The 22,679-nt window shown below is 64.9% G+C and carries 23 protein-coding genes and 1 pseudogene; 8 read left to right on the plus strand and 16 right to left on the minus strand.

Annotation, left to right across the window (positions count from 1 at the left end; genetic code table 11):
• Positions 1 to 214, minus strand: a 214-nt coding sequence (locus QOC76_RS27170; RefSeq protein ID WP_526362345.1) for an MmpS family transport accessory protein, incomplete at its 3' end; no start/stop codon positions are given.
• Between the two features lie 312 nt (positions 215 to 526).
• Here QOC76_RS27170 and QOC76_RS27175 point away from each other — a divergent pair.
• The 6 genes from QOC76_RS27175 to QOC76_RS27200 all read left to right on the plus strand — a co-directional run bounded on the left by QOC76_RS27175 (position 527) and on the right by QOC76_RS27200 (position 7,968).
• Positions 527 to 1,738 (plus strand): acyl-CoA dehydrogenase family protein, encoded by a 1,212-nt coding sequence (locus QOC76_RS27175; RefSeq protein WP_526362347.1) that lies wholly within the window; start codon positions 527 to 529, stop codon positions 1,736 to 1,738.
• A 212-nt stretch (positions 1,739 to 1,950) separates the two neighbouring features.
• Positions 1,951 to 2,958, plus strand: a complete 1,008-nt coding sequence (locus QOC76_RS27180) for a DUF4331 family protein (RefSeq protein ID WP_526362349.1) — start codon at positions 1,951 to 1,953, stop codon at positions 2,956 to 2,958.
• Between the two features lie 152 nt (positions 2,959 to 3,110).
• The gene (locus tag QOC76_RS27185; RefSeq protein ID WP_526362351.1) at positions 3,111 to 4,241 is read left to right on the plus strand and encodes a ferredoxin reductase; all 1,131 of its coding nucleotides are present in this window, start codon (positions 3,111 to 3,113) and stop codon (positions 4,239 to 4,241) included.
• A gap of 10 nt (positions 4,242 to 4,251) precedes the next feature.
• Positions 4,252 to 5,490, plus strand: a complete 1,239-nt coding sequence (locus tag QOC76_RS27190) for a fatty acid desaturase family protein (protein ID WP_526362353.1) — start codon at positions 4,252 to 4,254, stop codon at positions 5,488 to 5,490.
• Between the two features lie 205 nt (positions 5,491 to 5,695).
• Entirely contained in the window at positions 5,696 to 7,042 is a 1,347-nt protein-coding gene (locus QOC76_RS27195) for a serine/threonine-protein kinase (RefSeq protein WP_526362355.1), read from the plus strand.
• A 101-nt stretch (positions 7,043 to 7,143) separates the two neighbouring features.
• Positions 7,144 to 7,968: a formate/nitrite transporter family protein gene (locus tag QOC76_RS27200; RefSeq protein ID WP_526362357.1), complete on the plus strand. Its 825-nt coding sequence runs from the start codon at positions 7,144 to 7,146 to the stop codon at positions 7,966 to 7,968.
• 19 nt (positions 7,969 to 7,987) lie between these two features.
• On the opposite strand, the gene QOC76_RS27205 is transcribed toward QOC76_RS27200, so the two are convergent.
• Positions 7,988 to 9,916 (minus strand): glycosyltransferase family 39 protein, encoded by a 1,929-nt coding sequence (locus QOC76_RS27205; protein WP_526362359.1) that lies wholly within the window; start codon positions 9,914 to 9,916, stop codon positions 7,988 to 7,990.
• 204 nt (positions 9,917 to 10,120) lie between these two features.
• Between QOC76_RS27205 and QOC76_RS27210 the strand changes: the two genes are divergently transcribed.
• Positions 10,121 to 10,699, plus strand: coding sequence for a TetR/AcrR family transcriptional regulator (locus QOC76_RS27210; RefSeq protein WP_526362361.1), 579 nt, complete (start codon positions 10,121 to 10,123; stop codon positions 10,697 to 10,699).
• 10 nt (positions 10,700 to 10,709) lie between these two features.
• On the opposite strand, the gene QOC76_RS27215 is transcribed toward QOC76_RS27210, so the two are convergent.
• From QOC76_RS27215 to QOC76_RS27280, 14 genes and pseudogenes are all read right to left on the minus strand, one after another.
• Positions 10,710 to 10,964, minus strand: coding sequence for a hypothetical protein (locus tag QOC76_RS27215; protein ID WP_526362363.1), 255 nt, complete (start codon positions 10,962 to 10,964; stop codon positions 10,710 to 10,712).
• Positions 10,965 to 11,180: 216 nt separating this feature from the next.
• Positions 11,181 to 11,417, minus strand: a pseudogene (locus tag QOC76_RS27220) (helix-turn-helix domain-containing protein); the annotation flags it as partial.
• Between the two features lie 142 nt (positions 11,418 to 11,559).
• Positions 11,560 to 12,777, minus strand: coding sequence for an NAD(P)/FAD-dependent oxidoreductase (locus QOC76_RS27225; protein ID WP_526362365.1), 1,218 nt, complete (start codon positions 12,775 to 12,777; stop codon positions 11,560 to 11,562).
• Between the two features lie 58 nt (positions 12,778 to 12,835).
• Entirely contained in the window at positions 12,836 to 13,351 is a 516-nt protein-coding gene (locus QOC76_RS27230; protein WP_526362367.1) for a nitroreductase family protein, read from the minus strand.
• 70 nt (positions 13,352 to 13,421) lie between these two features.
• Positions 13,422 to 14,021 carry a DJ-1/PfpI family protein gene (locus QOC76_RS27235; protein ID WP_526362369.1) on the minus strand — a complete coding sequence of 200 codons (600 nt, stop codon included), beginning with the start codon at positions 14,019 to 14,021 and terminating at the stop codon, positions 13,422 to 13,424.
• Between the two features lie 27 nt (positions 14,022 to 14,048).
• A complete protein-coding gene (locus QOC76_RS27240) occupies positions 14,049 to 14,777 on the minus strand; it encodes an SDR family oxidoreductase (RefSeq protein WP_526362371.1) in 729 nt (242 codons plus the stop codon).
• Entirely contained in the window at positions 14,774 to 15,715 is a 942-nt protein-coding gene (locus tag QOC76_RS27245; protein WP_526362373.1) for a 3-oxoacyl-[acyl-carrier-protein] synthase III C-terminal domain-containing protein, read from the minus strand. Before QOC76_RS27245 ends, QOC76_RS27240 begins: the two co-directional genes overlap by 4 nt.
• The gene (locus QOC76_RS27250; protein WP_526362375.1) at positions 15,712 to 15,960 is read right to left on the minus strand and encodes an acyl carrier protein; all 249 of its coding nucleotides are present in this window, start codon (positions 15,958 to 15,960) and stop codon (positions 15,712 to 15,714) included. Before QOC76_RS27250 ends, QOC76_RS27245 begins: the two co-directional genes overlap by 4 nt.
• Positions 15,961 to 15,973: 13 nt before the next feature.
• A complete protein-coding gene (locus QOC76_RS27255; RefSeq protein ID WP_526362377.1) occupies positions 15,974 to 16,222 on the minus strand; it encodes a biotin/lipoyl-containing protein in 249 nt (82 codons plus the stop codon).
• On the minus strand, positions 16,219 to 17,202 hold the full coding sequence (locus QOC76_RS27260) for an alpha-ketoacid dehydrogenase subunit beta (RefSeq protein ID WP_526362379.1): 984 nt from the start codon (positions 17,200 to 17,202) through the stop codon (positions 16,219 to 16,221). The genes QOC76_RS27255 and QOC76_RS27260 overlap by 4 nt, the downstream gene beginning before the upstream one ends.
• Complete coding sequence (locus tag QOC76_RS27265; RefSeq protein ID WP_526362381.1) at positions 17,199 to 18,128, minus strand: thiamine pyrophosphate-dependent dehydrogenase E1 component subunit alpha; 930 nt, start codon at positions 18,126 to 18,128, stop codon at positions 17,199 to 17,201. The genes QOC76_RS27260 and QOC76_RS27265 overlap by 4 nt, the downstream gene beginning before the upstream one ends.
• A 57-nt stretch (positions 18,129 to 18,185) precedes the next feature.
• Entirely contained in the window at positions 18,186 to 19,082 is an 897-nt protein-coding gene (locus tag QOC76_RS27270) for an EamA family transporter (protein ID WP_526362383.1), read from the minus strand.
• Positions 19,083 to 19,087: 5 nt separating this feature from the next.
• The gene (locus tag QOC76_RS27275) at positions 19,088 to 20,227 is read right to left on the minus strand and encodes an acyl-CoA dehydrogenase family protein (protein WP_526362385.1); all 1,140 of its coding nucleotides are present in this window, start codon (positions 20,225 to 20,227) and stop codon (positions 19,088 to 19,090) included.
• Positions 20,228 to 21,460: an acyl-CoA dehydrogenase family protein gene (locus QOC76_RS27280; RefSeq protein WP_526362387.1), complete on the minus strand. Its 1,233-nt coding sequence runs from the start codon at positions 21,458 to 21,460 to the stop codon at positions 20,228 to 20,230. It abuts the gene before it with no gap.
• 216 nt (positions 21,461 to 21,676) lie between these two features.
• Between QOC76_RS27280 and QOC76_RS27285 the strand changes: the two genes are divergently transcribed.
• Positions 21,677 to 22,645, plus strand: a complete 969-nt coding sequence (locus tag QOC76_RS27285) for a hypothetical protein (RefSeq protein WP_526362389.1) — start codon at positions 21,677 to 21,679, stop codon at positions 22,643 to 22,645.
• The last annotated feature ends 34 nt before the right edge of the window (positions 22,646 to 22,679 follow it).

Below are 22,679 nucleotides of genomic sequence, written 5' to 3' on the forward strand. Positions count from 1 at the left end.
CCGTGCCCGGCGGGCCGAAGACCTCCAGGACGACGTGCTTGGGGTTGAACGGCACGATGTCGTTGGCGGCGCCGCTGGGGGTGGACGTGACGTCATGCGAGCCGAAGATGCCGTTGAGGCGGTACACGGCGAATCCCGCGATTGCGACGACGAACACCGCCACCAGAAGCATCCAGCGTCGGCTCAATCGGCTTCCGAGCGAAAGCCGCGGCATCCGTGACCCTTTCGACGAGCGGCGACCTGCAGACGGCAATATTTCTACGGGGTCGGCCCCATATCAATCAGGTTGACAGTACGAGACGGTACCGGCCGCCACAACAAATACCCCTCAGGCATTGTGCCGGGCGAAGCTGGAAACGGCGCGCTTCGATCGTCGAGGAGAGGGCGGCGCCTCCGACTTGCCCGTGGACGGCCACGAGTGACCTACTCCATAGTGGCTGAACTTACTCCCTGGTAAGTATCAGTGTACGGTTGTTCACCGAAGTGGTACTACTCCCGTGCGCATGCATAAGAAGGATGAGCGGCTGTGTCGTTTTCTCTCGAGCTTTCCGAGGATGTAATTCAGGTCAGGGACTGGGTTCACGAGTTCGCGGAATCCGTACTGCGTCCGGCGGCAGCGGAGTGGGATGAACGCGAGGAAACCCCTTGGCCGATCATCCAGGAGGCGGCCAAAGTGGGCCTCTACTCGGTGGACTTATTCGCAACCCAAGCGGCCGAACCAACCGGTCTCGGAATGTTGGTCGTCTTCGAGGAGATGTTCTGGGGCGATGCAGGCATCGCATTGTCCATCCTGGGCACCGGGCTGGCAGCCGCGTCGCTTGCCGCTACCGGCACACCCGAACAGCTCGGCGAATGGCTGCCGCAGATGTTCGGCACGCCGGAGGACCCGCTTCTTGCGTCGTTCTGCTCGTCGGAACCTGGGGCGGGCTCAGACGTGGGCGCCATTCTTACCCGTGCCCGATACGACGAAGCCAACGACGAGTGGGTGCTCAACGGTGTCAAAACGTGGGCTACGAATGGCGGGATCGCCAACGTGCACATCGTTGTTGCGTCCGTTCATCCCGAACTGGGCAGCCGCGGGCAAGCCACATTCATCATCCCGCCGAACACACCGGGCTTCAAACAAGGACAAAAGTTCAAAAAGCACGGGATTCGGGCGTCGCACACCGCCGAGGTGATCCTGGAAGACGTTCGCATCCCGAGTCGGCTGATTGTCGGCGGCAAAGACAGATTCGACGAGCGGATCGCTCGCAATCGCGAAGGGCGAAGTGCCGCCGCGCATGCGGCGATGAAGACGTTCGAACGGACTCGGCCTTCGGTGGGGGCGATGGCGCTGGGCGTTGCCCGCGCGGCCTACGAATACTCACTCGAGTACGCGCAGCAGCGAGAACAGTTCGGGCGAAAGATCGCTGACTTCCAGGCGATTGCGTTCAAACTCGCCGACATGAAGTCTCGTGTCGATGCCGCCAGGTTGCTGGTGTGGCGGGCGGGTTGGATGGCGCGTAACAACCAGCCGTTCACCAACGCCGAGGGCTCGATGGCCAAACTCGTAGCGAGCGAAACCGCCGTCTACGTGACCGATGAGGCCATCCAAATCCTCGGCGGCAACGGTTATACGCGTGACTACCCGGTCGAACGCATGCACAGGGACGCAAAGATCTTCACCATCTTCGAAGGAACCAGTGAGATCCAGCGACTCGTCATGGGCAGAGCGATCACCGGCCTGCCGATCAGGTAGCGACTCGGGAAGGCCCCCGACCCACACTGGACCTCGACACACCCGCCCAACGCCTCGCCGCTCTGATTAGCCAAGCCGCATAAATGATGCATTGGCCGCTTGACATTGCCCCGAACTTCTCCTACGGGAATTCCGTTTCGGGAAGAATCCGACGCGAACGGTGACGAAGCCCGCTTTGCCGTTCCGACAACCGATCGAAAGGGGCATCCCCTATGTCCAACCATTTCACCGGCCTGAGCCTCGGGCCGCCGCTTGGCGACCAGCGACTGGACCTGTGCGACCTCTATGCCTTCGTGTCGCCGTCAGACCCGTCGCGGACGGTCATCATCCTCAACGCCAACCCGCTCGCCGAAGCCCTCCACCCCGGTGCGATTTACCGTGTCGCGGTCGACAACGACGGGGACCTGAGGAACGACATCGCTTTCAGCTATGTCTTCTCCGAACCCGTCGACGGCAAGCAGACAGTCGACGTGTACCTGGCGACCGGCGACGATGCAGAGTCGCCCGAAGCGGTCGGTGAGCAGATCTTCTCGGCGATTCCGGTCTCATTCGTCGGCGACGAGCCCCATATCGCCACGTCCGGCGACTTCTCGTTCTTCGCAGGCGCCCGCAGTGACGCGTTCTTCTTCGACTTCGACGGAGTCAAGGAACTCTTCGACACCTCCGGCAAGCGCAATTTCACCGAGCTCACGCTGCCGGGCGAATCACCCTGGACGGGCGTGGATTCGAACGCCGAAGCCAATGTCTTCTCCACGGTCATCGAGATGCCCACCGGCTTCTTGGGCGCTGACCCCGACATCAGGATCTGGGGTCGATGCAGCCTTCGCCGCGACGGCGACCTGGTCCACGTCGACCGTGCCGGGCATCCGTCGGTCAGCAGCTTCTTCAACACCGACGACACCAAGGAGGAATACAACGCCAGTGAGCCCGTGCGCGACCGGGAGCGGTGGATCGAGATGTTCATCCATCAGCTGGGACATACCGGCGGGTACTCGCGCGAAGAAGCCATCGAGGCGATCGACGATGAAGGCACCCTGCCCGACATGCTGACCTTCGACCCGTCGATACCCGCGACGTATCCGAACGGGCGGGTCTTCACCGACGACGTGATCGACTATCGGCTGGCCTTCTTGACCAAGGGTGAGTGTCCGCCGTCGGGGCTGAGCCCGCACACCGACACGCTCACCGACTTTCCATACCTGGGGCCGCCGCACCGGTAGCCGCAGCGCCGGCGCGCAGAGCGTCTATCGGAAGCGTTGTCGTCGGGCATTACTCGTGGTCGGCGACACACCAACACCCGAGGTGTGAGATTTGTTACCGGCGGGTATCAAACGGCCATGACGACGACACGGCCCTGGCGGGAGGGGCACCAATGACTCCGACGCTTCGCAACGTGGCGCGTTGGAGCATCAAGCCGGCGAGGAACATAGAGACTGCGGTCACCCCGAAGGTGAACGTCCTGCGCGGTCTCGCGGCGCGAGCCACGACGCCGCTGCTGCCTGACGACTACCTCAAACTACTCAACCCGCTGTGGACGGCGCGTGAGCTTCGCGGCGAAATCGTGGACGTACGCACCGAGACGGCCGACTCCGCCACCGTGACGATCAAACCGGGCTGGGGATTTTCGGCCGACTACCAGCCCGGTCAGTACGTCGGCATCGGGTTGCGGGTCGACGGCCGGTGGCACTGGCGCTCGTATTCTTTGACCTCTGTGCCGGTGCGGGATAAAAAGTTGATCACGATCACCGTGAAGGCAACGCCCGAGGGTTTTCTGTCCACTCACCTGGTCAACGGCGTAAAGCCGGGAACGATTGTTCGGCTTGCGGCCCCCAAGGGAGACTTCGCGCTGCCCGACCCGCCGCCGTCGAAAATCCTGTTCGTCAGCGCAGGCAGCGGCATCACCCCGCTGATGGCGATGTTGCGCTCGATGACTGCGCGCGAACAGAGCCCGGACATCGTGCACCTGCACTCCGCGCCGTCGGCCGAGGCCGTCATCTTCCACGACGAACTGCGGAAGCTGGAAAGCGACCAGCCCGGCTATCGACTGCACCTCCAGCTCACGCAGCAGGACGGCAAGCTCGACTTTGATCTGCTCGACGACATCGTGCCGGATTGGCGAGACCGGCCGACTTGGGCGTGCGGTCCCACGCCCATGCTGGACACGGTCGAGAAAGTGTGGGACGCCGCCGGGCTTTCCGACGACCTGCATATGGAACGATTCGCCATCGCCCGCACCGACAAGGGTGGTGAGGGCGGCACGGTCACCTTCGCGATCTCGGACAAGACCATCGAGATCGACGGCGCCACGTCGATTCTGGAAGCCGGTGAGAGGGTCGGGATCCAAATGCCGTTCGGCTGCCGAATGGGCATCTGCCAGACGTGCGTCCTCCCGCTGGAAGACGGCTACGTCCGGGACTTCCGATCCGGAGACGAACACGGAGCGGGGGACCGCATCAACACCTGCGTGTCCACCGCCTCCGGCGACTGCACGCTGAAGATCTAAGGGGGACACCATGGCCATCACCGATATCAAGCAATACACACACCTCACACCCGAGGACGTCGAAGCACTTGCGCGGGAGCTGGACGCGATCAGGACTGACATCGAGGAGTCACGCGGTGAGCGCGACGCCCGCTACATCCGCCGCGCGATTCAGCTGCAGCGCGCCCTCGCGGCCGGCGGGCGCGCCGTCCTGTTCGCGAGCCGCAACAAGGTGGCGTGGGGCGTGGGGACGGCGATGCTGGGCACCGCCAAGATCATCGAGAACATGGAGCTCGGGCACAACATCATTCACGGGCAGTGGGACTGGATGAACGACCCCGAGATCCACTCCACCGAATGGGAATGGGACACCACCTCGCCGAGCGAGCATTGGAAGAAGTCGCACAACTTCATCCACCACAAGTACACCAACGTCGTCGGGCTCGATGACGACATCGGTTACGGCATCATGCGTCTCACCCGCGATCAGCGGTGGGAGAAGTGGATGGTCTTCAACCCTGTCATCAACCTCACGCTCGGAACTCTCTTCGAGTGGGGTGTCGCCGCCCACGGTCTGGAGACGACGAAGTTCCGTAAGGGCGACAAGTCGAAGGGCGAGGTGCTCAAGGATCTGAAGATCATCGGCAAGAAGGTCGGCAAGCAGGTCGGTAAGGACTACGTCGTCTTTCCCGCATTGACAGGGCGGGCCTGGAAGCACACCCTTGGCGCCAACGCGGTCGCGAACCTGATCCGCAACTACTGGTCGTACATGGTGATCTTCTGCGGGCACTTTCCCGACGGCGCAGAGAAGTTCACCAAACAGGAGTTCGACGACGAGACCCAAGCCGAGTGGTACCTACGACAAATGCTGGGGTCGGCCAACTTTCACGCCGGTCCACTGATGGCGTTCATGAGCGGCAACCTCTGCTACCAGATCGAACACCACCTGTTCCCTGATCTGCCGAGCAACCGCTACGCCGAAATCAGCGAGCGGGTGCGGGCGCTGTGCGACAAGTACGACCTGCCCTACACGACAGGGTCGCTGGGCCGCCAGTACATGCAGTCGTTCTGGACCATTGCGAAACTCGCCCTGCCCAACAAGCTGCTCAAGGCGACTTCCGACGACGCCCCCGAGACGAACTCCGAGCTGAAATTCAGGGTCCGCGACGGGATGCGGGAGAGCTTCGGCGTCGATCCGGCCACTGGAAGACGCCGCGGACTGCGCACCGCGATACGTGAACTCGAGAACGGGGCAATGGCCACGGCATGATCCCTGCACGGGGGAGTCGGCGCCGCAGATTTTAGATTCTTAGTGGGTTAGCCAGGAAACCGATCCTTCGTCAAGCTTGACACGGGCGCTCGTGTGCGCCTGTTCCACGTTCGCGCGATAAGGTCGTGCTCCCACTGGGAGGTTTCGATATTCGGCAAACAGGCGATAACCGCGAGATGTGGCGCAGGTCTGATCAGGGGGGGCAATGCCGCTAGCGGTCGGCGACGTATTCGCCGGCTACACCGTCGTGCGCATCCTCGGATCCGGCGGCATGGGCGAGGTGTATCTCGTCGATCATCCGCGGCTGCCGCGTCGGGATGCTCTCAAATTGCTGCCCGCGGAGCTCACCAGCGACAGCGAATACCGGCAACGGTTCAACCGGGAAGCCGATATCGTCGCGCACCTCTGGCATCCGGACATCGTCAGCGTGCACGACCGCGGCGAAACCGACGGCCAGCTGTGGCTCACGATGGATTACGTAGAGGGCACTGACGCAGCCCGGCTCCTGCAGGACTACCGCGGCGGCGGAATGCCGCCCGGCGACGTGGTACGCCTGGTGTCCGCGGTCGCCGATGCGCTGGATTACGCGCATCAGCGCCAGCTTCTGCATCGCGACGTCAAGCCGTCCAATATCCTGCTGTCCGCCGCCGAATCCGGGCGGCAGAGGATCTTGCTCGCCGACTTCGGGATCGCGCGGTGGGTCGACGACTCGGGTGGCCTTACGGCGACCGACATGACCGTGGGAACGGTCGCTTATGCCGCGCCCGAACAACTCCTTGGCGATGCCTTGGACGGCAGGGCCGACCAATATGCGCTCGCGGCGACGGCCTTTCATCTGCTCACCGGACAGCAGCCCTTCCAACACACCAACCCGGCCGTCGTCATCAGCCAGCATCTGACCGCGCCGCCGCCGGCCATCGCCGACCGCGTTCCCGAACTGTCCGGTCTAGGTCCGGTGTTCTCCCGCGCCCTGGCCAAGAAACCGGAGGACCGTTACCCCTGCTGCATGGCATTCGCCGATGCGCTGAAGGAGAGCCTCGACGGCGTCTCGCCCGAAGTCGTCTCAGGCGATGCCACCATGCCGGCGGCCAGAGCGCGACGCGCACCGGTGACGACGAGTCGAAAGCGCGCTTTTCGTCCGGTGAGTGTGGCCGTCGCTCTCGCGGCGCTGGTCGGCGTGGCCGCGGTGGTCGGCCTGCTACTCAGCGATCGACACCGCTCCAACCCCCCGGCTCAACCGCAGCCGGCACCACCGACGTCGGCCGTCATCCCGGTCGTCTTGATCGGAGCGGACTGCGCCACCCTCGGCGCTGAAGGAATTACCTCGGTCGGGCAGACCGCGTACTGCGCGCGTCTGCCGACCACCGGCGACATCATGTGGTCGATCTATTCGGGTCGGGTCCCCACCCCGAGCGATGCACCCGGCCCCAACGACCTGGTGTATCCGGCCGGAATCGAGGACCAGGTTCGTGTTTGTGTCGCGCAGACCCAGCAGAGCCGCGTCAAGTGCCGCGAAGACGTCCGGCAGGGAAACCTGTACGGCCCGGCGTAGACCGACGTTGCGAGCCTGTTGCGGCAGCTGACGGTCCGCTTGGGGCTTTCGCCGCCCGGGTACACAGTGGCTTCAACCATGGTCGAGGCGAGGACTTTTTCGTGAGCGGAACCACCCAACGCGAGCTCGGAGATTCCGACAGTCCGATCGAAGACGAGCTCGAGGACGCGTTCAACCGGATGATCGCCGAGGGCACGCAACGCCTCCACCGGCCCTGGCGCGAGGTGCTGACCACAGGTTTCTTCGGTGGCACAGAGGTCGCGATGGGCGTGCTGGCGTACCTGTCAGTGCTCGTCGCGACGCATGACCCCCTGGTGGCCGGGCTGGCGTTCTCCGTCGGCTTTCTAGCACTTCTGCTAGGCCGCAGCGAGTTGTTCACGGAGGGGTTTCTGGTGCCGGTGACCACGGTGGCCGCCAAACGTGCCAGTGTGGCGCAGTTGGTCAAACTGTGGAGCGGCACACTGGTGGCCAACCTGGCCGGTGGCTGGGTGATCATGTGGCTGGTGATGACCGCGTTCCCGAAGTTGCGGACACAGACCATCGAATCGGCGCGACACTTCATCGAGGCGCCCCTGTCGGCAGAATCGTTGTCGCTGGCCGTCCTCGGCGGAATGGTTATCACGTTGATGACCCGGATGCAGCACGGCACCGACTCAGTGCCGGGCAAGATCGCGGCCGCGATCGCCGGCGCCTTTCTGCTGGCCGGTCTGCAGATGTTCCACTCAATCCTTGACTCGCTGTTGATCTTTGGCGCTCTGACATCCGGGAAGGCGCCGTTCGGGTACTTCGACTGGCTCGCCTGGTTCGGATACACGCTCGCGGGCAACATAGCCGGCGGACTCGTCTTGGTCACCCTGTTGCGCCTACTTCGTAGCAAGGACCGACTGCTGCAAGAACGCGACCAGGCGCAGCAGTCGCCCCATTGAGCGCCACGCGTTCCTGTTCTTACCTTGCGAGCGGCGCCCCGAGGTCGTAGACGGTGGCAGGCCCGGCTTTGACCGCCGCGAAGTTCGCCGCGACCCAACGCGTGATGTCGGTGTGCTGGCGACCGCGGCCGGGACCGTGTGAGGTGTCGGGTGCGATGTAGTAGCCGATCCTGTGATCACTGACATCGGTCTGGAACTGAGAAAGAGAGGGGACAGGGTCGGATCCCGAGAATCCGCCGATCGCCATCACCGCGGTGTTGGTGGCCAGTTCGAGACCGGCTGCCGCCGACGATCCGTTGACCGCCGCCGACCATTGCGTATCGGTCGCCTCCAACAGTGCGTCAAGCCGTGTGTTGTCGGCGCCGTCGTCCCAACCGCCATGGCCGGGTCCGTCCGCCTCGGCGGGGCCGACCCGCGCCCCTCCGCCCTTATGGGAGACGCCGAGCGTCGCGAATGCGTAGGAGGCTGACCCCGCTGCGGCGACGATCACGCTCAACGTGAGCGCTGCTGCAGCGAATCGCCGTCGGCTCGGTGAACTCAGTCCCACCACCAATGCGACAGTAACCACGATCGTGAGGGCAAGAATCACCCACCGCAGCGCGGGCATCCAGTCCGCGTTCTGTCCGAGGAGCCACCAACTCCATATGCCTGTCCCGAGCACCGTTGTGGCCAAGGCGATTCGGCCGTACACCAGTTGGCGCAGCCGCCACATCTCACTCCCGCCGAGCGCGATGAGAGCCGCCACCGCCGGTGCCACCGACAGGCAGTAGTACGGGTGTGCCATTCCCTTCATGTAGCTGAGCACCAGGCCGTCGATCAACAACCAGCCGCCGAACAGGATCGCACCGCCTCGTACGAGGTCGGTGCGCTTGGCGCGTCGGCGCGCGACCACCACGAACACCAGGGCGAGCAAAGCGGCAGGCAGCAACCAGCCGATCTCGAAGCCGAACTCTCCGGTGAACAGCCGCGTGATCCCCGGGTCCGCTCCGCCGAAACCGCCGAATCCGCCGCGGCGCTCCGGAAGGACTCCGGCGCCCAGCGCGGCGCCGATCGACGGGCCGAACGCGAACGGCGTGCCGTGGTCGCGACCGAGAATCCGGGCCAGCCCGTTGTAGCCGAGCACCAGATTCATGAAGTTGTTGTCCGTCGAGCCCGCAAGGTAGGGCCGCGACGACGCCGGCCACAGCAGCGTCAGAGCCACGAACCAACCCGCGGCCGCCAGGCACGCCAGCGCGGCCGCGCCCACGTGCACCAGCCGCCGACGCAGTGACGTCGGCGCGACGACGAGATACGCCAGCCCGATCGCCGGTGCCACCATCAGCCCTTCCAGCATCTTGGCCAGGAAAGCGAAACCGACTGCCGTGCCTGCCAATACGAGCCACTGCGCGTTGGCGCGTTGCAGTGCGCGCACCGTGCAGTAGGCAGCGGCCACCATGAGAAGGACCATCACGGCGTCGGGGTTGTTGTACCTGAACATCAACGCCACGACGGGCATCAGCGCGAACAGCGCGCCGGCGAGCAGGCCGGCCCAGTGGCCGGCGATGCGGCGAATCGCGTCGTAGAGCAGCGCCACGGTAGCGACTGCCATCAACGCCTGGGGTATCAGCATGCTGGCGCTGCTGAAGCCGAAGAGTTGACCGGACAATCCCATCACCCACTGCGACACCGGTGGCTTGTCCACCGTGATGAAGTTGTGCGGATCCACCGACCCGAACAGCAGTGCCTCCCAGTTCTTCGAGCCGGCCTGCGCGGCGCCCGCGTAGAACTGGTTGCCCATGCCGTTGACGGTGATGTTCCACAGGTAGGCGATCGACGTCGCGATCAGCAGGGCCCCGAATGCTATGCGCTCACGGGTCCGCCTACCGAGTCCGCGTCGGGAACCGGCGGGAGGTCCTGGCGTGGCGTCGACGGCCTTGGGCGCCTCGAGTGTCGGGATCATGTCATCCATTTGGACATCGCAAATGAGGTGCAGGCTATGCGGACGTTGGAATGCACCTGTGAATGTGTGGATCCTTGACGGCCTCTGAATACACCGTGAGCGCGCCGCTAACCGAGCGAATCATTGGCACGGATGCATATCAGGATCCTCAAATGACGCATTGCCAGTAGTGCTAGGTTTCCCAGCGTGCACGACCACGCTCGGGGGAAAGTTGTGGGAACAGCGCTGACCGTGTTGGCGAAGCACGGGTTCGATGCCACCTCGATGGAGCAGATCGCCGAAGCAACCGGCATTCCCTCCGAGGAGATCGTCGCCACGATCGGCACCAAAGACGCCGTCGTGTTGAACGTCGCCCGAGACATGCTCGCCGACGTCGTCAGAGTCCTGACCGGGATTGACCCGCAAACGCCGGTGGTCGAGGCGCTCCTGAAAGCACACGCATCGGTACTCAACGACGTGATCGACGGGACGGGTCCGATCACGCTCGAAGACATGCGGCACATGGGCAAGGCCGTCGCATCGTCACCCGATCTGCAGAAGAAGGTCTCCGCGCAACGCACCGACATGCTTTCCGATGTGCTGGCCGATCACTTCGCCACATCGATGTCGGATCGCCTGGTGCAGCAGGGGTTGAAGCTGTGGTCGGCCGTTCTGGCCGCGACCTACCTGGACGTGCTCGACAAACAGGGTCGATTCGACCCCGAAGTCGACATCGAGACGCCACAGCAATTGCGTGACAGGCTCAATCGGGCTTACCGGATACTCATCGGTCGGCCGACCGACCGGACGTAGCGAGTATCGATCAATCGCTCGACGCAATGTCGGCGTCGTCGACGAAGACCAAGGTGCCATCGGCCACTCGGACCGCCCATCGTCGAGCGGCGTCGACGATATGGTGCTCGCCGATGTCGACGGCTTCACCGGAAATGTCGCCGAAGTCCTCGACGACCAATCCATGCATCTCACGCGACGTGCCGGGATAGACCCGTACCGCGGCGTCGACCTCCACCCGCCGTTGCGGACCCTCGGCGGTCGCGTCACCTGAATAATGTGTCATTGGTCCGCACCCTCCCCAAGTGTTTACCTAGGCGTCAACATTTACACCGTTTCTGACGTCATCGGTCGCGGATTGCCGCTAAGACTTCGTTTTCTGGCGGGTCAGGCTTGCGCCTCGTGTCCTGAGCACAATGCGCAAAAGTTCCTTTTCGCCTGTTTATGTCGGTTGTGGGCAGGGATTGGTCACAAAGATCATCGGATGGCTGACCCTGCGAGCTCAAGCCCGGGCGGGCCGGGCGGGCGGTTTGTCGGCGGCGACGAATTCCTGCTCGGGCCGTCCGGTTGTGCCGTAGCGGAGCTGAATCTTGACCTCGCCGGAATTGGCCAACGTGGACAGATATCGCTGTGCGGTGGCCCGCGAAACGCCGATCTCCGTGGACACCTCGGCCGACGACATCGGTTGGCGCGATGCACGAAGCGCCTGCAGCACAAGGTCTTTCGTCGGAGCCACCGCGATGTTCGGCGTCGTCCTCGTCGCGCTGGTGGCGGCGGTCGCCGTGCTTATTCCGATTGGGCCGCGAACCACGGGAAAGAGCCTGGACGAGATCAACCCGACATGATCGAGCACAACCGGGAACGGTGTCGTCATGTCGCGCTCATCGCCCGTAAGCAGGCGGCGCCTGTAGGTTCGGCGCGGCCGCGGCGAGAAGCCCGGCGCGGCCGCCGATGAGCGGAGGATAGATGCGTTCGCCGTTGATCAGCCGCTTGGTGGCCTTGGCCTCTTCGCCGCGGCTGACGACCTTGCGGTCCCAGCCCTCGGTGTACACCGCACCGGCAGGGCCGAGATCCAGAACGGTGACGTACCAGGGGATGCGAAGCGACAGCATGGGAGCACCCATCAGGTCGCTGACCACGTTGTAGCCGGCATAGCGGCCCATCGGCCTGCCGTGCTGACACGACATGACCGACAGGTGGTCGTCGTCCATCCTCGCCACCGCCACGTCGCCCGCCGCGAACACACTGTCGACGCCCTCGACCCGTAGATAGTCGTCGACCGGTAGCCGACCCAACCGGTCACGCGGCAGGCCGAATTGCGCGGTCAACGGGTTGGCCCGCATTCCCGCGCACCACACCACCGTCCTGGCGGGGATGACGTGACCGGACGACAACGTCACGCTTTTTTCATCGACGGCGGCGACGCCGACTCCGGTCATCGTGTCGACCGCGTTCGCGGCCAACGCTTTCTCGATGACGGGCCGGGCAGAGTCACCCATGTCCGATCCGACGAGCGGGTTGTGGTCGACGAGGATGACCCGCGGTGTGATGCCGGGTCCGAGCGCGGCCGACAACATCGCGGGCAGCTCGCTGGCGGTTTCGATTCCGGTGAGACCGGCGCCCACGACGACCGCTGTCGCGGCTGCGGAATCTGCCTCCCCGCCGGCCAGGTCGCCGATGTGCGCCTGCAGCTTCATCGCACCGTCGTAGGTGTCGACGTCGTAGCTGAACTCGGCCAGTCCGGGCAGGTCCGGTTTGGCCACCCTGCTGCCCACAGCGAGCACGAGGCGGTCGTAGCCGTGAATCACACCGTCTGCCGTACCCACGGTCGCGGCCGCAGCGTCGATGTCGGTCACCGTGGCGGTGATGTGGCCGATTCCGGCCGGCTCGAGCAGCTGCGGCAAGGGTATTCGGCAGGGGCTCAGATCGGACTCGTAGTTGCGGACCCGGATGTCGTGATACGGCTGGCTACTGATGACCGTGACATCGACAGCGCCCGGCGCGGCGCCGAGCTCGTCGAGCCGCCGTGCTGCACCGAGCGCGGCCCAGAGCCCAGCGAATCCGGACCCGAGTACGAGGACACGGTCGGTAGGCGTCATCGCCATATCGTGACGCGTCGCAAATCGTCAGACAAGCGTGCGGCGAGCGGCGCGAGGATCACCACTTCCCGCGGTGGACGACCTCCTCGAACGGCCGGCGATCGGGCTTGTTGATCGGGGTGAGCGGGCGATCCGCGGGTTGACCCAAGCCGATCAGGTAGGCGACGAAGTGGTCGTCGGGGACGCCGAGGATCGCGCGGGCTTTTTCCTGGTCGCCGACGGACGAATGGCCGGTGCCGATGCCGAGATCGGTTGCGGCCAGCATCATGGCCATCGTGGCCTGGCCGAGGTCGTACTGGTCGATGACCTTGCGTCGCTCGTCGGGCGGTTCGGGAGCGACCAGAGCGATGGCCGCAGGCGCCGACGCGATGTGGCGAGCGCCCTGCCACACCGTCGACAGTTCGCGCAGCTGTGCCGGATCCGTCACGATCACGAAATCCCACGGCTGCCGGTTCTTCGCCGACGGTGACCGCCAGCCTGCTTCGACGATGCGACGCAGGTCGTCATCACTGAGCGGTTCCTGGCGGTACGTTCTGACGTTGCGTCGAGCGCGAATCGCGTCCCAGGTCTCCATTCGGTCCTCCATTCTCTGCGGCGCGTGCATGCGGCCGGTACGCATAGCAGTACCCGTTCACGAGTTCGGCTCAGGTCAGAACCGGCCCACGGTAATCGTGTTCAATCCGGGCTGCCTCTTTCAGCGCAGCTTCCCGGCCGCGATCGAGCTCGATGAGGTGTAGCGCCAAATCGATGCCCGACGTGACACCTCCGCTGGTGAGCACATCGCCGGCGTCGACGACACGCGCTTCGGGGTGTACGTCCACATCGAATCCGCGGAGGTCGTCGAGTGCCGATCGGTGGGTGACCGCCGGTCTGCCGCGCAGTATTCCGCCGGCAGCGATCAACATCGCCCCGGTGCAGACACCCGCGATGCGCGCACCCGCCGCGTGCCGCTCGGCGATCGCCGTGGGAATGACGCCACGACGCACCTCGCTCCATGCGCTCTTGGGCGCTTTCGACACCCAGCCGCCGCCCGGGACAACGAGCAGGTCCGGTTGGCCCAGGACGCCGGTGGGTGTCAGTGTCATCCCGTGCGCAGCGTCGACGCGACGGCAGGGTTCCACGGTGACGAGGTCGACTCGATAACCTGCTGACACCAGGATCTCGAACGGCGCGACGACGTCGAGTTCGTCGAGCCCGTCGAACAGCAGCATCTCGATGCGCCGCATCGGATGACTCGAAGACACGACTCCTCCTATCGCCGATCTCGGGGGTCAGGACAAGTAATCCGGCCCGCCCACGTACACCGTGTCGCCATTGCGATGCGGCTCATGCGTGGCGCGAACGATCGCATCGGCGAACTCCGCGGCGGTCGGCAGTCCGTCGCCCGCACGGCGCCGCGCCTGCACCGCCTCAAGATCACGCCGTTCGAACAGACGCACCATGGTGCTGCCTTCGATCATGTCGCCGGACACCACGACCAACGTCAGCCCGGCCGCCTCGAACGTCGGAAGCATGTCGCGCAACGCTTTCTCGCCGGCCTGCTTGCTTGTGGCGATCGGGAGGTATTCGTCGGGAACCGGTTTGCGGCCGTAAAAGTGGGCCAGATGGCTGGTGACGAACACGATCCGACCGCCGGCGCGCATCAGCGAAAGCGCCAGCTGAGCCAGTCGCACCTGGGCATCGCGGTTGAGCCGCATCGGATAGCCGGGATCAGCGCCGGGCTCCAATCCGCCGGATGCGTTGAGCACCAATACGTCCAGGTTGCCGAACCGATCGTCGATGTCTTCGAGCATCGTCGCCACCGCCTGCTCCTCGGTGACATCGGCGCGGACAGCACTGGCATTGCCGCCCGCAGCCCGAACCGTATCGACGACGGCATCCGCACGCTTCGCCTTCTCCCGGTAGTTGACGACGACGTGGTGGGCCGAATCCGCGAGCTGCGTCGCGATCTGCGCCCCTACGCCACGAGAGGCCCCGGTGATCAGGACGACTCTGCTCACGACCCATGCCGCGCCATGGCGTCGGCGAGGTCGTAGTCGACGGCCACGCCGCCCCACGCCTCACCGGCGCCGTACGCCACCAGCGTCATCCTGCCCGTCTGCGGAGCAGACTTCTCGGCCACACAGCTGCCCAGAGCCAGCGGTATCGATGCCGCCGACGTATTGCCGAATTGTTCGACGCTGTCCACGAACTCGGCGTCACCGGCGTCGACCTCTTCGCGGACCCTCTGCAGGATTCGGGAGTTGGCCTGATGACCGATGACGATGTCGGATTTGATGCCGTTGCCGTGTAGTCGATTGACGGTGTCGGACATCGTCCGCACCGCGCGGTCGTAGACCTGCATACCGTCGAGCTGGATGCCGCCGCCGATTTCGCCGCGCATCAGGTCGACCCGCTCTCCGTCGCAGCCGGCGTGCCACTCCGGCCGCCTGAATGACGGCCGCGATTCGACGAGCACCGCGCCTGCCCCGTCGCCGAACAGACAGCCGGTGTTGCGGTCGCTTTTGTCGATCAGTCGGGACATCGCCTCTACGGCGCACACGATGACCGCGCCGTCTGAGGGACAGAGCGACAGCCCGGAGATCACGCCGTAGACGAAGCCGCTGCAGGCCGCGTTCACATCGAATGCCAGCACATTGGTCGGTAGTCCCGATTGTGTCGCGACCCGCTGCGCGATCGCGGGCACCTTCCCACCAGTGGAGCAGCTGGCGACGACCAGTGCAGCGATGTGCACGCGCTCGCTGTGGCGCGCGACCAAGGGCGCGCAGACCCGCGAAGCGACATCCTCGAGCGGCTCGTCGGGGTCCATCCACCAGCGCGCGGCGACTCCCGTGCGTCGCCGTATCCATTCGTCGGTAAGACCGATCGAGTCGAAGTAGCTGTTGTCGATGTGCTCTCCGGGAGTCGCCGTTTCGATGTCGACGATGCCGGTGCTCATGGCGAGCCGATCAATTCTCGGAAGTAGGAGCCGATATCCGAGGGGGTCTCGCAGTCGGCGACGCGTTCCAGGTCGGCTTCGACGCCGAACTCCTTCTCGAGCGCCTGGCTGAGGTCGACGACGTCGAGGGAATCCATGTCCAGGTCGTAGATCGGCTTGTCGAAGTCGCCGACCTCCGCAGACGGGGTTCGGCGCCGGATGATCGACAGCATGACCGAGTTCATGCGCTCGTCTATGGGCGGCATTGTATTTCGCCTTTCATCGTCGCTCGTCGAGCTTGTACAAGACAGCACCTGAGGTGGTGATCGAACGCGCGGCGACGACGATCTCCACTATTGTGCCGGCCTTCTCGGCCAGCAGATCGACACTGCTCTTGTCGGTCTCCAGCACGGCGATCACATCGCCGCGTTCGACGGTATCGCCGATCGACACGAGCCACTCGACGACGAGTGCCTCGCTCAGTCCGTGACCGAACTCGGGTACCAAGATGGCCACGGTATCGCTCACACGCACATCTCCTCGATCGCGCCGACGATGTCGGATACGCCGATCAGGTAATGCTTTTCGTAATCGGCGGGTGGGTAGAGCCGCCGTGGCGGGGCCAACCGCCGCATCGGCGACTTCAAGTGCGAAGTGCCGTGTTCGGCTACCGTCGCGACGACCTCGGCGCCGACGCCACCAAACCCGACCGCCTCGTGTACCACCAGCAGGCGACCGGTGCGGGCGACCGACTCGAGCACGGTGTCGATGTCCATCGGGGCGATCCAGCGCAGATCCACGACCTCGACATCGATCCCGGGAACGACCCTTTCGGCGGCCGCAAGCACTTCCTCGAGCACCGCGCCGAATCCTGCGACGGTGATATCGGAACCGCGTCGCACGATGTGTGCGCTCAATGGCGACGCAGGCTCGGAAAGCTCGCGCGGTTGCCGACTTCTCTTCCAGTACAGGCGCTTCGGCTCGAAGAAGATGACCGGTGAACCCACCGAACTCGAGTACTTCAGCATCGCGGCAGCGTCGGTCGGGCAGGACGGAAAGGCGACATACAGACCTGGTGTGTGCGCGAAGTACGCTTCGTTCGACTCGCTGTGATGCTCGACGGCGCGGATGCCCCCGCCGACGGGTACCCGGATTACCAGGTTGAGCGTGATGTCGTCGTTCCAGCGTGTCGTCATCCTCGCGGCCTGGGTGACGATCTGGTTCATGGCGGGATAGATGAAACCCTCGAACTGGATCTCGCAGACGGGTTTGAGCCCCGTCAGCGACATGCCGATGGCCTGTCCCACGATGGAGGATTCCGCCAGGATCGCGTCGCGGACACGATCCGCTCCGAAGCGTTCCTGAAGGCCCTTCGTCACCCGGAACACGCCACCGAGGCGGCCGATGTCCTGACCGAGTAGCACGACCGACTCGTCGGTCTCCATCAGTTCATGCAGGGCGCCGTTGAGCGAGTCGGCCAAGCTAAGTGATGTCGTCGTACCGGTCATGGGACGAAGGCTTCCAGCAGTGCCCGACGAGTCTTGTCGATATCGGCTTCGACGGTGCCCAGCCATTCCTCGTCGACGACGCCGGAAGTGAGGAGGGTTTTGCGGTAGCGCTCAACCGGATCGCTCGCCTCCGCCGCGGCGAGCTCTTCGGCTTCCCGGTAGCTGGCGTGCGGGTCGGTGGTGGTGTGCCCGCCGATGCGGGTGGTCCGCAGCTCGATCAGGCCCGGCGACCGGGACGACTCGACGTGGTGCATCGCCTCGAGGCAGCTCAGGTAGGTGCGCTCGGGATCGTCGGCCGAGATGGACCACGATCGAATGCCGAATCCGTTGGCGCGATGGGCAATCGAGGTCAGCATCTGCTCATGGCTCGGTTTGGAGATCGCCCAGCCGTTGTTCTGGCAGATGAACAGCACCGCAGCGGACTCGACTGCGGCCAGGTTCAACGCCTCGGACATGTCGCCTTCGCTGGTGGCTCCGTCGCCGACATAGACGACCACGGATTCCGCCATGTTCTGCAGGCGCCGACCGATGGCGTACCCGACGGCGTGCAGTGCCTGTGCCGCCAACACCAGGGTGTAGGGAAAGAACCTGTGCCTGCGCGGATTCCAGCCGCAGAACGTGCGACCTGCCCACTGCGCGGCCAACGAGACAGCATCGATGCCGCGCACCACCGCGACCGCGTGCTCCCGATAGCTGGGAAAGATCACCGCTTCAGCACCGATCGCCATCGCAGACCCGACCTGTGCCGCTTCCTGACCGCGGCACGATAGCCACAGGTCGAGCGCGCCCTGGTTCTCCAGCCGCCCCGCTTCGTCGTCGATGCCGCGGGCCATCAGCATGTGGCGCAGCATCGCCCGTCGGATCTCTGCGTCGACGGGCGCGCTGCCGTCCAGCTGACGCGCATCGACGGGTCCGGTTGTCTTCACATAACCAAGCTAATGGCAACCGGGCCTTTCCACCGGTATTTGCCCTGGTGGTGGCGGTCACCTGGCGACATGCTCATCACGCTGCGGGTCTGGCACCGCCTCGCCGGGCCGGTGTGTCGCCAGTACGCAGCCGACAAGGATCAGCAACAGCGCTGCCACATTCCACGCGGTGAGCGGCTCGTTCAGGACGATCACGCCGGCCAGCAGCGCGACCGCGGGGTTCACGTAGGTGAAGACGAGTGCGCGTGCGGCTCCGACTTCGCGGATGAGCGCGAAGAACACGATGAAGGCGAGAGCCGTGCAGATGATCGCCAGCCCGGCCAGTGCCGACAGCACTCGAAGGGACGGCATCTCGGTCGGCCATGTGGCCGCGGCGGGAGCGGCGTACACCAGGGCGCCGAACCCGAGGCACGTTGCGGTCATCGGAAGCGCGGGCACATCGCGAAGATGCCGGGCGGCGATCAACGGGGCGATCGCGTAGCAGGTGGCCACCATCAGCACCTCGATGATCGGCCAGGCACTGCCGCCCACGAGATGCGGCCCGGCGAGCACGGCCACCCCGGCGAGTCCGATGCCGAGGCCCAGCACCCGCCTGAACCCGAGGTGTTGCTCACCGCGGGTGAAGCGGTCGAGGATCGCTGCGATGATCGGCGCGGCGGCGATCAGCAGGCCCGTCATCGAACTGGTCAGATGGCGTTCGGCGTCGGAGATCAGGAACCACGCGGCGATGATCTCGAAGAAGGAGAAGCCCAGCAGGGCCTTCCAGTGTTCGCGGATCATCGCGGGAATTCCCGTCTTCAACACAAGCGGGAGGAGCACGGCCGCACCGACGGCAGTCCTCGCGAATACCAGCACGGGGACCGAGACGCCTTCCACGGCGACCTTGATCATCAAATATGGGATGCCCCAGATGATGCTCATCGCGACGAACAACAGCCATCCGCGCGAGGTCACGTCGATCACACTACGAGAGGCGTCACCCGCGACAGCTCCGCATACCGTCCGATGTGGTGGTCGGTGGTGCCGAATTCGTACTGCATCGCCGTCAGCCGCTTGAAGTAGTGGCCGATCGCCAGTTCCTCGGTCATGCCCATCCCGCCGTGCAGTTGGACGGCCTGCTGGCCGATGAACCGGGCCGCTCTGCCGACCGTCGCCTTCGCTGCCGACACCGACCGCGCGCGAACAACCGGCTCGTCTTCGAGGTGCAGTACGGCGAGGAGAACGGCGGCGACGGCCTGCTCCAGCTCGATGTGCATATCGACCATGCGATGCGCCAGCACCTGGAAATTACCGATCGGCACACCGAACTGCCTGCGCTGTTTGCAGTATTCGACCGTGTCCGCCAGCACCTTTCGCATGCATCCCACGGCCTCCGAACAGATGGCGGCTGCACCTTCGTCGCGCGCCTGCTCTATCGACGGCCACGCCTGTCCGGCTTCGCCAAGCAACGCGCCGGCGGGCACGCGCAGACCGTCGAGCACCAGATCCGCGGCGCGCCGGTCGTCGACGGTCCGGTATCCGGTGAGCGATAGACCGGAACCCGCGGACTCCACGTCGACGGCGAACAGCGAGACACCTTCAGGGGTCTTCGCGGTGATCAGCAGATGGGTGGCCAGCGGCGCGGTCGTCGCAACGGTCTTGGCGCCGTTGAGGATCCAATCATCACCTTCGCGTTGCGCGGTGGTCGTGACGTCCAGCCAGCGGTCGCCGGATTCGGACTCACCGGCGGCCAGCGCGACGATCGCGGTGCCCGCCACGATCTTCTCCAGCAGCGACGTGGCCTGCTCGCCACCGGCGCGGTGCAGAAGTCCGCCCGCGACGACCACCGTGTCGACGTAGGGCTCGATTACCAGAGCATGACCTAGCGCCTCCGTGATCACCATGAGTTCGACTGGGCCTCCGCCGCTTCCGCCGACATCCTCCGGCGAAGTGGCACCCAGGATTCCAAGTTCGTCGGCGAACGCCCGCCATATCTCAGGCTGCCATCCGGCGCCGGTCTTGGCCGCCGCACGGCTCTTCTCGAGGGCGTAACGGGTGGAAAGAAATTTCGTCAAACCGTCACGGAGCAGTTCCTGCTCCTTGGTCAGGTTGAAGTCCATCTACAGCCCCAATTCCGCCTTGGCAAGGATGTTCCGCTGAATCTCGTTGCTGCCGGCATAGATCGAACCGGCCCGATCGTTGAAGTAGCGCAGCGGTGCGACCGCCTGCCACGGCTCGCCGCTGACGTAGCCGTCCGGTGGCGGCTCGAATTCGGTGACAGGCCCGCCGGGCCGGGTGGCATGCGGTTGGTAGGCACGCCCGCGTGGTCCGGCGGCCTCCATGGCTATTTCGGTCAGCGTTTGGCTGAGCTCGGTGGCCACCACCTTGAGCATCGACGACGCCGTGCCCGGATTCTTGCCCTCGGACACCGCCGCGAGCACCCGGTACTCGAGGATCTCGAGCACCTCCGTGCGTATCCGCGCGTCGGCGAGCTTGCGCGCGAACGCGTGGTCGTCGATGAGGCGGCCCCCCTCCGGGCCGGGCATCTCGGCGGCCACCGTCGCGATCTCCCCGGCCATGACCTGCAGTGCCGGCGAGGACGCGCCGCCGCCGCGCTCGAATTCGAGTAGGTACTTCGCCACCGTCCAGCCGTCGTCGATCTTGCCGACGACGTTGGCCTTGGGGACCCGAACCTCGTCGAAGAAGACCTGGTTCTGCACCTCCTCACCCGAGGTCATCACCAGCGGGCGAATCTGAATGCCCGGTGAGGTCATATCGATCAAGACGAAGGTGATGCCCTGTTGCTTCTTCTCGACTCGCGAGGTGCGCACCAAGCCGAACATCCAGTTGGCCTCGCGGGCGTGCGTCGTCCAGATCTTGCTTCCGGTGCAGACCAGACCATCCCCGTCGTCCGTTGCGGACATCGAAAGCGATGCCAGGTCCGACCCCGCTTCGGGTTCGGAGTAACCCTGACAGAAGAACACCTCGCCGGTCAGGATTGCAGGCAGGAAGTAGTCCTTCTGCGCGTTGGTGCCGAAGGCGATGATCGCGTGCGCCACCATGCGAATTCCCATGGGGGATAACGAAGGAGCGCCCGCCAGGATGGATTCCCTGCTGAAGATGTAATGCTGGGTCAGGCTCCAGTGGCAGCCGCCGTGTTCGACGGGCCACGCGGGCGCGGCCCAACCTCGTTCGTGCAGAATCCGTTGCCACTCCATGCTCGCATCGTGGTCGGCGTACACGCTGGTCATCAGCCGGCCCGCGGTGCGCAACTCGGGTGTCAGCTTCTCGTCGAGAAAGCTGCGTACCTCGTCGCGGAAGGCAATGTCGGCCTCCGACCACTGCAGGTCCATGGGGGGCCCCTCTGCTCGTAGACACATTGCAAAGCCAGTTACTCAGCTGAAGATAATCGGAGGGTTTCGAGACCCTGCCGACCGGGACTACTGTCGGGTGCGCAAGGGATAGCTGTGGATTATCAGATCAGCCCAGATGACCGCGCACAGTTCAAACGGTGCAGGCGGCAGTGGGACTTCGCGTCACCGCGTCGCCGCGGTCTCGAACCCGTGCAAGTGTCTGAATCATTCGCTCTGGTAACGGCGATCAGGGACGCACTGGCTGTTTACTACTACCCGGGCACCTGGGACTGGCAACACGAGTTGAAGCAGTCGCTGGTCCACAAGGCGATGCGGCGGTCCTTGGAGGACGCGGGCTGCGCGCACGAACTCGATCGAGCAACGTCGATGATCGACCGCTATGACGCCTGGGCGGTGACCGTTGACGACTTCGCTCCGGTCAAGATCCAGCACGACGTGACGGCCCTGCTACGAGACCCGTCCGATCCGGACAACGGGTTGCTGACCTCGGATGGTGCGGCAGTCAGCTACGCCTGCCGCGTCGACCTGCTGGCGGTGGACGCCACCGACGAGTACTGGGTGGTGCGGCACCAGATCGTCGACGAGTGGCGGTCCGTCGAGGAGATGGTGCTCGACGAGGAGGCCACCGCGGCCTGCTGGGCGTGGGAGCAGGACTACATCGGCATGGAGATCGCAGGCACCGTGCACAACGAGGTTCGTCTGGGCGGACCGCAAGTCCCTCGCGTCGACGAATCGGCGGCGATGGGCAAAGCCGAGCCGGTGGCACAACACGAAGCCAGCGGCGGCGGTCGGTCGATACCGCAGCACGTTCGGAGGGCGGCCCGCGAATCGCGAGCGGCAGCCGATCGCATCGAGCAGCTGACGGCGGGAATGGTGCGCCACACACGGATCCGGCGCAGCCGCGACGAGATCGCCGCTGCCGGCAGCCTCATCGCGACTGAAGCCATCGAGATGACCGCCGCGCCGGTCATCTATCCCAGCCCCGGTCCGCATTGTCTCGCATGCCAGTTCAGGGCACCGTGTCTGCGCATGTTCGAAGGCGCCGACCCGCGACCCCAGCTGGCACTCGACTTCCGACGTCGCTCGGGCGCAGCCGGGCACAAGCCACGACTTGGTCAGGCCACCTGGGGTTTCGGCAGGGGAGCGGCGCCGCCGGATTGGTGAGCTGCGCGCGCGATGCGCAGGCATAATCGGCACG

It is taken from the genome of Mycobacterium sp. (assembly GCF_032159565.1).
Taxonomy (GTDB): domain Bacteria; phylum Actinomycetota; class Actinomycetes; order Mycobacteriales; family Mycobacteriaceae; genus Mycobacterium.